The sequence below is a fragment of the Ferruginibacter sp. genome, assembly GCF_031430955.1.
Taxonomy (GTDB): Bacteria; Bacteroidota; Bacteroidia; order Chitinophagales; family Chitinophagaceae; genus Ferruginibacter.
Window position 1 is genome coordinate 1 of record NZ_JANPCM010000430.1, and the last position, 7,984, is coordinate 7,984.

At 36.2% G+C, this 7,984-nt stretch carries 8 protein-coding genes and 1 pseudogene; 4 read left to right on the top strand and 5 right to left on the bottom strand.

Annotated features, from left to right (window positions below; translation table 11 throughout):
* From ACY65O_RS11930 to porV, 3 genes are all read right to left on the bottom strand, one after another.
* A partial coding sequence (locus ACY65O_RS11930; RefSeq protein WP_462221079.1) for a DUF4331 domain-containing protein occupies positions 1–794 on the bottom strand: 794 nt, incomplete at its 3' end.
* Positions 795–829: 35 nt separating this feature from the next.
* A complete protein-coding gene (locus ACY65O_RS11935; RefSeq protein ID WP_462221080.1) occupies positions 830–2,575 on the bottom strand; it encodes a DUF4331 domain-containing protein in 1,746 nt (581 codons plus the stop codon).
* Between the two features lie 21 nt (positions 2,576–2,596).
* Complete coding sequence (gene porV, locus ACY65O_RS11940; RefSeq protein WP_462221081.1) at positions 2,597–3,724, bottom strand: type IX secretion system outer membrane channel protein PorV; 1,128 nt, start codon at positions 3,722–3,724, stop codon at positions 2,597–2,599.
* Between the two features lie 184 nt (positions 3,725–3,908).
* On the opposite strand from porV, the gene ACY65O_RS11945 reads away from it, so the two are divergent.
* The 4 genes from ACY65O_RS11945 (at position 3,909) to ACY65O_RS11960 (ending at position 7,366) form a co-directional block, all read left to right on the top strand.
* A complete protein-coding gene (locus ACY65O_RS11945) occupies positions 3,909–4,319 on the top strand; it encodes an EVE domain-containing protein (protein WP_462221082.1) in 411 nt (136 codons plus the stop codon).
* 209 nt (positions 4,320–4,528) lie between these two features.
* Complete coding sequence (locus tag ACY65O_RS11950) at positions 4,529–6,121, top strand: vWA domain-containing protein (RefSeq protein ID WP_462221083.1); 1,593 nt, start codon at positions 4,529–4,531, stop codon at positions 6,119–6,121.
* A 53-nt stretch (positions 6,122–6,174) separates the two neighbouring features.
* Positions 6,175–6,861, top strand: coding sequence for an SIR2 family NAD-dependent protein deacylase (locus ACY65O_RS11955; protein ID WP_462221084.1), 687 nt, complete (start codon positions 6,175–6,177; stop codon positions 6,859–6,861).
* A gap of 43 nt (positions 6,862–6,904) precedes the next feature.
* Positions 6,905–7,366, top strand: coding sequence for a hypothetical protein (locus tag ACY65O_RS11960; RefSeq protein ID WP_462221085.1), 462 nt, complete (start codon positions 6,905–6,907; stop codon positions 7,364–7,366).
* Between the two features lie 111 nt (positions 7,367–7,477).
* Here ACY65O_RS11960 and ACY65O_RS11965 read toward each other — a convergent pair whose 3' ends face one another.
* Positions 7,478–7,693, bottom strand: a complete 216-nt coding sequence (locus tag ACY65O_RS11965; protein WP_462221086.1) for a hypothetical protein — start codon at positions 7,691–7,693, stop codon at positions 7,478–7,480.
* Positions 7,690–7,984, bottom strand: a pseudogene (locus ACY65O_RS11970) (twitching motility protein PilT); the annotation flags it as partial. The pseudogene ACY65O_RS11970 and the gene ACY65O_RS11965, both read right to left, overlap by 4 nt.

Consider the following 7,984-nt stretch of genomic DNA (forward strand, 5'->3'; position numbering starts at 1 on the left):
GAGGCACTTGCCCAAACACCAATCACAAAATCGCCATCTAAAATATTGGCTGCTTGCGATGCATTTTTGCCATCTTTTTGTAAAGTTGAAATATCAATTTGCAAGCAAATAGAATGCACGTTACGACGGGCTAATCCGTCACGCACGATACCGCCATTTTGACGAGGGGCATCACCTAAGTCAAAAATACCGCCTAAGTCAACAAAGAAAGGATCATCAACGGGTCCGCAAAAAACTTTTTCGCCGCTGGTTGCTGTAGCAATTGCTGCAGTCATTAATGCATTATAATCTGTTGCACCTAAACCCACACCACCTTCAATAGAGCGTGGGCCAATATTATTTGGCGGCACCACTCCAGCCGTAACTATAGATGTAAATGATGTGCCACCGTTAATACTCCTTTCGCACAGGTAAGTAGTTTTTAAATTTTGTTTACCTAAACGAATGTTGAAGAAAGTTGTTCCATCTTCATTTACCTGGGTAAAAGTAAAACGGTAAATAATATCATCACCTGGTGTGGCGGTGTTATTATCTATATGAATTTCGTAGCGGATGTTTTCTCCAAAAGTGTACCAGTTGGGGCCGCCGGCCGGATGCTCAAAAGGAATATAGTTGGCAATTAAAATTATTTTGCTTGAATCAGCGGGACTGCGAAAGGCATATAAATCTGTATTATCTGCCAGCGGATCGTTGCTGATTAATGGTGCTTCTCTGTGGCTTGATGCTAAAGCATGCATTGTAAATGCAGTTGTGCAAAGCAACAGAGCAGTAAGTATTTTAAAATATTGTTTCATATTATCTGGTGTTTATAATTATTTAATAGTTTTTCTTAAAACCTTGCTTTTAATGTATAATCGTATCCTCTCCATGGTGCCTGCACATAAGGAAATGCCGGTTTAAATGTGGTATCGTTTTTAGTTGGCCCTGCAGAAAAACTCAACACGTTAACAAGGTTAGTTGTTACCGGGCTGCTGCCATCTAATTTGTAATCATCATACCATAAACCAATAGCCGCTAATGCAACACCGCCTACTGCCTGCAGTTCAATAGTGGTAACATCATCTTCCAGTCTTCTTCCATTAGGAAAACCATCCATGTTAGGAATAAACTGAATTGAAGTACTGCCGTTATATGCAGGATCAGTAAGACCTAACACTGCAGCATTTACAATACCAAGGCTGCTGAATTTAGGATCGTTACGTGGAGTGGGAGGTACTGCCATATTTAAACGCAGCATATCACCCAATGTTGGTAAAAAATTATTGATAAAAGGTTTACCTGGAGAAAGCGGGCCACCAGTTTTGCCTGTTGCTAACTGATAAGGCGCAAGGTTTGGAACACCAGTATAAAAAATTGGTAAGATATCAACTGCTCTCGGGCTTTTGTTATCGGGTAACAATATTGTTCCGAAAATAGCATCATCTAATGCGGTACCTTTTACAGCAGCAGAACCTTTTAAAGAATATAAACCAGCTTTTCCATTTCTAAAATCATAAGCACCTAAAGAGTGATTTTGAATTCTTAATGCATTTAATGAAGGAACGGCACCACCAAATTGTGAATCGTCCATATACAATGCTAATTCAGGATTAGAAAAATAAGATGCAAATTGTAAATCAGTTGCAGGTGTATTAGCATTCCATTTATCTTTCATGCCTACAGGAATAATTGCTTCATTAGTTAAAGGCATACCTAAACGGGATACCTGAACCCACGGACCTGAATAAGCAACTGTACCACCGGCACCAATTGTTTTTATTTGCTGTCTGCTTGCGCTTGCATATACGCCGATTACAAAATCGCCATCTAAAATATTTGTAGCCTGCGATACTGCTTTACCATCTTTTTGCAAAAGATTAATAGGAATTTTTAAAGCAATACTGTGTACATTATATCTTGCTAAACCATCTTTTGGTGCATTGGTAGTATTGCCTTCGGGCCGAAAATTACCAGCGTCAAATGCACCGGCTAAATCCACAAAAAACGGATCATCAACCGGACCACAAAAAACTCTTTCGCCACTTGTAGCGGTGGTGATTGCTGCAGTAATTAACGCATCGTAACTGGCAGCGCCTAAACCAACCGGTGTACTTTGAATAGAGCGTGGGCCAATGTTTGCAGGAGGTACAACACCGTTAGTAACAACGGTTGTAAATGCACCACCATTCACACTTTTTTCGCAGATGTAAGTTGTTTTAATATTTTGGGCACCTAAACGAATATTGAAAAACGTTGTAGGGTCTTGATTGATTTGAGAAAAAGTAAAACGGTACAGTATATCATCCGCTGCACTTGTTGTTTTATTTTTTATATGAATTTCATAACGGATGTTGGTACCAAATGTATAATAGTTTGGTCCGCCTTCGGGCAATTGAAAAGGTATATAGTTGGCGATGATGGTAATTGTATTTGGATCATCAGGACTGCGGAATGCATAAACATCTGTATTATCACACAAGGGATCGTTAGAAATTAACGGTGCTTCCCTGTGGCTTGATGCATTTGTTACAATGCTGCCGGTAAGCAAGGCAAGCACCAGTATCAGTTGCTTTGTTTTGAAAAATGTTTTTTTCATTATTTTAATTTTAGGTTTTTATTATTTAGATGAGGTTGCATTATTAAAATCGAATAACAGCGATAACCTTATGGTATTTTTTAAAGCATTGGTGTTAGTGTTATTACCTGTTGGAACTAAGTAAGAAAAATTTAAGCCTGCAACTTTATATTGTACACCTGCGCCAACAGTTAAATAATTTCTGTTGCCTTTTAGTTTGTTTTCGGTAAAATAACCGGCACGTAAACTAAATTGATCTTTATAGGTATATTCTGTACCAAGGCCTAACTGAAATTCTTTTATTTCTTCGCTGAATCCACCGGGTGCATCACCAAAAGAACTGAACCAGCTGCTGACAACACCTTTGTTTTCGTAAGCGGCTACTTTAGCTGCATCAGTGGGATCGGGAGGAGTGGGCACCATTAATTTATTTACATCCAGTGCAAATGAAATTTTATTTTCTTCGTTAAATTTTTTGTTGTAAGCTGCACCCAGTGCAAGATTTGCAGGAATGTAACTGTCTCCACCACCATAATTTATTTTACCGCCAAGGTTGGTAATGGCTGCGCCAAAATTCCATCCTTTGTTCATGTAAAAAGTAGAAATGTCTGCAGCAACTGTGTTGCCACTTTTGTAATTACTGTTGGCACTGTTATCAGCAAGTTTACTTCCAATGTACCTTAATGAAATGCCTACGCCCATTTTTGTTGAAAGTTTACGGGAGTACCCGGCTTCCACTGCAATATCATGGGGTTTAAAAGTTCCTAATTCCTGGCCTAAATTATCAGTAGTGGTAAAAGTACCCATACTAAAATTGCGTACGCCAAAGCTTATCGCTTCTTTATCGTTCAGTTTATAAAAACTGGATAAAGAAATTTGATATAAATTTTTTACATCCAATTCGCTAAGCCATGGGGTGTAATTAATACCAATGCCGTATGTAGCATCGTTAAAAGCAGTTTTACTGCCATTGTAAAACATGGAGTTTGCATCGGGATTAGTAGCAACTCCAACATCACCCATACCACCGGTTCTTGCATCGGCAGCAAGCCTTAAAAAAGGCACTGCAGTAGTAATAGGATTTTCTTTTCCGGATTGTGCAAACGAAATTTGTGTGATCGTCATAAGCAATAAAACCGGAAGGATGGTTTTAGTTAATTTTGAAATCATGCGTTTTATTATTTTATTTTTTTTGAAAAAAGAAACAAGGGTGTCCCCCCGGTTACATACGGCGAATGATGTTAAATGGTTTTAACTATTTTAAAAATTGAGTGTTAGCATATTATGTACTACATGTATTGTCGTTATTATTCTATAATTTTGAATCTATCATTAATTTTCATTATCAATTACTATGGCTTATTGGTTAGTAAAATCAGAACCTTCAGTGTACAGCTGGGATCAGTTTGTAAAAGACAAACAAACTTTTTGGAGTGGTGTAAGAAATTATGCGGCCCGTATAAATTTAAGAGCCATGAAAAAAGGTGATGAAGTTTTATATTATCACAGCAACGAAGGAGTAGAAATTGTGGGCATTGCAAAAGTTATAAAGGAAGCTTACCAGGATCCTACCACCGAAGATGAAAGATGGGTAGCTGTAGATTTAAAACCTGTACGTAAATTAAAAAATGCGGTATCCTTAGATATACTTAAAAAAGATAAGCGCCTTGCAAATATGGATTTGGTACGCTTGGGAAGATTGAGTGTACAAACGGTGAAAGATGAAGAGTGGAAAATTGTGATGGAGATGGCGGAAACCCCATAGTTCCTGAATTGGGAACTTTGGACTTTTATTATTTTTTTACTATCCTAAACTCACAAAATATTTTTTTCTGCGACATCTGTTTAATCAACGGTCAAATAAAATCGCTTTCTGTTTCATTTAACATTTGGTAAAGGTTACTTGTTAATTGATTTGTGCATTATGGTATGGATGCATCCTGTATTCTATTATTAATTCTAAAAATCAATTTTATGTTTACGTTAAAAACCTTTTACAAGGGTGCAATCCTATTGCTATTATTTGCTTCATGTGATAATATTTACAGAAGCACCAGCTCAAAAAATGTAGAGCAATTAAGCAAAGTACATGCAGTTAGTGCAGATTCAACTGCAGCTATACAAAAAGAAAATCGGGAATTCGATACAGAAAATTATGACAACATTGTAGAGAATGATTTTCTTTCGGCAAATCAAAATCCACTTTCTACTTTTTCAATTGATGTAGATGAAGCTGCTTACAGTAATGTGCGCCGCTTTATACAAAATGGTACAATGCCACCTAAAGGCGCTGTACGAATTGAAGAAATGATCAATTACTTTGACTACGATTATGCTGCTCCGAAAAACGATGAGCCTTTTGCCATCAATACAGAAATATCTTGGTGCCCGTGGAATGAAAAACATCGATTAGTTCATATTGGTTTAAAAGGAAAAGAAATTTCCAATCAAAATCTTCCAATTGCCAATCTTGTTTTTTTAATTGATGTTTCCGGTTCAATGGATCAGGAGAATAAATTGCCGCTGGTACAATCTTCTCTTAAATTATTAACTGAACAGTTAAGAAAAAATGATAAAGTTGCCATTGTTGTTTATGCTGGTGCTTCAGGTTTAGTATTGCCTTCCACACCGGGCAGCAATAAAATAAAAATTAAAGAAGCTATTGATAATTTGCAGGCAGGCGGTTCCACTGCAGGTGCTGAAGGAATTAAACTGGCTTATAAAATTGCAAAGGAAAATTTTTCTGTAGATGGAAATAACAGGGTTATATTAGCTACCGATGGTGATTTTAATGTTGGTGTCAGCAGCGATGACGAATTGGTAAATTTAATTGAGCAGGAAAGAAAAAGTAATATCTTTTTAACCGTACTTGGTTTTGGTATGGGCAATTATAAAGATAATAAAATGCAGCAACTGGCAGATAAAGGCAATGGTAACCATGCTTACATTGATAACATTAATGAAGCAAAAAAGGTATTGGTAAAAGAATTTGGCAGCACTTTATTTACTATTGCAAAAGATGTTAAGATACAGGTTGAATTTAACCCGGCCAAAGTTGCAGCATACCGTTTAATTGGCTACGAAAACAGAATGTTGCAAAAAGAAGATTTTAATAATGATAAAAAAGATGCCGGAGAATTGGGTGCAGGGCATACCGTAACAGTTTTGTATGAAATTATTCCATCAGGAATTAAAGATGAGTTTACAGAAAAAGTGGATGAGTTGAAATATCAAACTACTGCTGCCGTAAATAATAATTTTACCAATGAAATACTTACTATCAAATTACGCTACAAAAAACCTGATGTGGATATAAGTAAACTTATTGTACATCCTGTAACAGATGAGAATACAAGTCTAGAAAACACCTCCAATAATTTTCGCTTTTCTGCTGCTGTGGCATCTTTTGGGATGCTGTTAAGAAATTCAGCATACAAACAAAATGCTTCTTATGAATATGTTATTGGGTTGGCGAAAAATGCAAAAGGAAAAGATGCAGATGGATACAGAGATGAATTTATACAAATTGTTAATACTGCAAGTTCTCTTTCTGTTGTAAAAAAATAAAATGATGATTGCTTGTCATGTTTTTTTTAATAGAGATTTTGTAAGTTTGACCAATGAATAAAAAACATATTGTGGTTCTTTCCGGTGCAGGCATCAGTGCCGAAAGCGGCTTAAAAACTTTTAGAGACAGTGACGGATTATGGATGGGGTATAATGTAGAAGATGTTGCTACACCAAGAGGTTTTGAAAAAGATCCGCAGTTGGTTTTAAACTTTTATAACGAAAGAAGGAGAGATGTGGCTGCAGCAAAACCAAACGCTGCACATATTGGTTTAGCCGAACTGGAAAAAGACTTTGATGTTACCATCATCACACAAAATATTGATGATTTACACGAACGTGGCGGCAGTACCAGGGTGTTGCATTTGCATGGCGAAATTTTTAAAATGAGAAGTGTAGATGATGAGCATACCATTTATGAAATAAGAGGAGATATTAATGCAGGTGATTTAGCAAAAGATGGATCACAACTTCGTCCTTATATTGTTTGGTTTGAAGAACCTGTACCTATGATGGAAAAGGCTGCTGCATTGTTACACGATTGCGATTATTTTGTTGTAGTGGGCACATCATTGCAGGTTTATCCTGCAGCATCGTTATTACATTATGCTCCTGCATTTTTACCCAAATTTATTATTGATAAAAAAATACCTGCAGTAAATAGTTATCCCAATTTGCATTTAATAGAAAAACCTGCAACAGAAGGAGTGGAGGAGTTGAAAAAATTATTACATAAATAGTTTGAAGATGTTATTATCTTTATTTTAACAAAAAAAATTAATCATGCCCGGAGGTTCAGAACTTACACTTATTTTATTGGCATTATTTATTATCCCTGTAATCTTTTATCTTATCACATTGCAAAAAACTTTGGAAGCAATAATACCGGCAAACAGAAGAATGCCGCCAGGCCAGGTATGGTTGTTATTAATTCCCTTGTTTAATTACATCTGGCAATTTTTTGCAGTGAGCAATATCTCTGATTCAATAAAAGCTGAATGTGAAAGGTTAAACATTCCGGTTAGCGAAGAACGGCCAACATATAATATAGGCTTTGCTAAAAATATCCTCAGCCTGTGTGTACTCATTCCTTTTTTGGGTGGGCTTGCATCTCTGGGTTTTATAGTTTGCTGGATAATTTATTGGATAAAAGTAAACGAGTATAAAAAACTAATTGATGCAAATAAAGACAACGACATCCTGGATGCTGAGCAGGGTATTTTTTACGATACAAAATCTGTTTAATTTTTTTCTCCGCCCTGCGGCCCATAAAAAATTACCCATGTCGCAAAGTCTGAAGTAAAATTTTCAAAACGATCTTCCATACCAGCAGGTACAAAAATTACATCTCCGGTTTTACAACTGATGCTTTCCCATTTCTGAAAAAATTGGAATTGCCTGAAGCAATAACATAAATTTCATCCTGTAAGTGTGGCAGTTGTGTATCTGTATTTTGGGTGCAAAATATTTGATTTGCATACTGCCATGTTGCAGTACAACAGTAAATTTTTTATCCGTTTCTGTTTGCAGCTTTTTAAAAGCAGCATCAATTGTAAAAGAAAATGAGTTCATTTTTTTTTAAATAAATATTCCTGTAAAAAACTTTGTGCTTTACAAACCTTAATATCCGAAAAATAAAAATCGTTGGTATCTTCTGTAACAATTATATCGCACTTATTATTTATGGCAGCATAATATTCTATACCATCTTCAAAGTCGTGTATCCTTTTGTTAGAAACGGTATTCATTATTTCTTTATTACCCACTTCGGCAATGCCGATATTCTTACTTAGTGTATGGATCTTTTCCCTGGCTGACAAGGTGCCGTTTTTCTTTTCGCAGTAATAAAACGCTATGGCAAGA